Source organism: Cobetia sp. SIMBA_158 (assembly GCF_046566945.1).
Classification (GTDB): domain Bacteria; phylum Pseudomonadota; class Gammaproteobacteria; order Pseudomonadales; family Halomonadaceae; genus Cobetia; species Cobetia amphilecti.
In genome coordinates, this window is the sequence record NZ_JAWJYL010000192.1 from 1 (window position 1) to 303 (window position 303).

General features: G+C 43.2%; 1 protein-coding gene. It reads right to left on the minus strand.

Annotation, left to right across the window (positions count from 1 at the left end; all coding sequences use genetic code 11):
* Window positions 1–303, minus strand: a 303-nt coding sequence (locus R2R70_RS19590) for an NAD(P)-binding domain-containing protein (RefSeq protein WP_410978834.1), incomplete at both ends; no start/stop codon positions are given.

Sequence of the window (303 nt, forward strand, 5' to 3'; positions counted from 1 at the left end):
CCAATTTCGACCTGAGCTTGCAGTCATAATATCGCTCAGCACTTTTGGATCTAAACCGTTATTAATACCCATTTGAATGGCTTCACTTGTGCCTGCCATTAATATGCTAAGCAGCATGTTGTTGCATATTTTTGCAACTTGACCTGCACCAATATCGCCAGCATGAAATATGTTTTTACCCATATCTACTAATACGGTATTTGCTTTTTCGAATGCGGTTTGTTCACCACCCACGATAAACGTAAGCGTTCCTGCCGTTGCCCCGGCTACACCACCTGAAACCGGTGCATCAACAAACCGTAT